The sequence below is a fragment of the Bacteroides sp. genome (genome assembly GCF_019417265.1).
Lineage (GTDB): Bacteria > Bacteroidota > Bacteroidia > Bacteroidales > Bacteroidaceae > Phocaeicola.
Genome location: NZ_DXVR01000168.1, coordinates 1 through 1,858 on the forward strand (window position 1 = coordinate 1; position 1,858 = coordinate 1,858).

Annotated in this window: 1 protein-coding gene; it reads left to right on the top strand. The window is 39.8% G+C overall.

Annotated features, from left to right (window positions below; genetic code table 11):
• Nucleotides 1-62: 62 nt before the first annotated feature.
• On the top strand, nucleotides 63-1,858 hold a 1,796-nt coding region (locus QZ379_RS12540; RefSeq protein ID WP_291565442.1), incomplete at its 3' end, for a histidine kinase.

A 1,858-nucleotide genomic window follows, 5' to 3' on the forward strand; every position in this document is an offset into this window, starting at 1 on the left:
TATGTTAGGATATTTTTATAATTTTACGAATATTCAAGTTATAGGTAAATATTAAGGGTTTTATGATGAAGAAAATTCTATTTGTGTTTTTGTTGTTGTCCGTTCTCAGGGGAAACATTGTTTGCGGACAGTCTGTGATTGACAGTTTGCGAATCGAAATGTCTAAGTTGGGTGATGCGGACACTCATAATGAAAAGAAAGCCGAGATATGTTTAAGGCTTAGTGAAGAGTACGAATCATTCAATACAGATTCTTTTAATTATTTTATAGATAAAGGTTTTTCATTTTACAGCAAGCCGGACTACGGAAGCCGTGTATATTTAGGGCTTGTTAATGCCAAGGCAAATTATCATTTCGTAAACGGCGATTTCAAATTGGCCAAATCTATGTTTAATGAGGCATTGACTCATGCTCCCTCATTGAAAGAGCGTGACTATACGTTTGAATCGACAGTCGCAATGTCGTTAGGTGTTGCCTACAGGAAGCTTGGAATGACCGATTCCACATTATATTATTATAACCATGCTACGGATTTGAGTAAAATATCAGGCGATAAAAGTACCCTCTCTGCTATATATTATAATATAGGAGCTATGTATTTCGGTAGTGAACGGTATGAGGATGCATTGCCTAATGGAGAGATATCAGCCAAATATGCAGAAGAGGCTGACGATATAAATATGTATATGTATGCCCGCATACTGGTAGCTTCTGCTTATTCGAGAATGAAGAAATATTCAGAATCGGCCGAGATATTGAAGGATAATATTGAGAAAGCATTATCACGCGATTATACCCTCCTTGCGATGAGTTCTTTTGCTCCGTTGCTTTCCACATATCAGTTGTGGGAGAAAAAAGATTCTGCAAGAATATATCTCGCGAAATATGAAAAGTATATTGAAAAGATTCCTCAGGGAAGCCCTACTGCGCTTGAACTGATAACTACGCGTGCCAGCCTTTATAACTGGATGGGGGAACACAGAAAATGCCGTGACATACTGCTGGATAATCCGCAAGTATTGGCACAGATATCGTATGAGGCATATCACAGATTGCTTGCTCACAGCTATAAAGGTTTGGGAGATTATGAAAATGCCTTTAAAAACATACAGGAGGCGTATGCATATTGTGATTCGATAACAAAGACACAGGTCAGCAAGGAAATGTCGGAACTGAATGCCAAACTGAATGTCAATGCCAAGGAACTGGAAATATCAAGACTGGAAAATGAAAAGGCACTTCAGAAAGCGTCCCGGGTGAGGTTAGGCATTTACATGGGAGTGATTATAATAATACTGTTTATCATTATCCTGATGTTGCAGCACAAGCGTAAGATTCAACGAAAGGAGTCCGAACTCAACTCTGCAAAACGATATATCGAAGGACTTGAGAATGAGCGCAAACGTCTTGCAAAGGATTTGCACGATGGCGTGTGCAGCGATTTGCTTGGAGTGATAATGCAGATAAAAAGGAGCGATGTTTCAGACGAGGGAAGAGACAGTGCGGTGGAAATGCTGGAAAATATAAGATCGGGAGTGAGAACAATTTCGCACGAACTTATGCCTCCAAGCTTCCAGCTGACCGACCTTGACGAAATGCTGTACGATTATTTTGCAAAAATGGAGGAGCAGACAGGAATCCGCATAGAGTATGTTTCGCATTCGGACTGCGGATGGAATCACATATCTCATAAAGTAGGCTATGAGGTTTATCGTATAATGCAGGAGATATTGAGTAATGTGATTAAATATAGCGGTGCCGATAAAATAGATATTCAGATGAAACATAATGCAGAGGCTCTTCGTCTGGTTATTTCCCACGATGGACAATGGACAGAGGGAAGCAAAAACAACGGTAT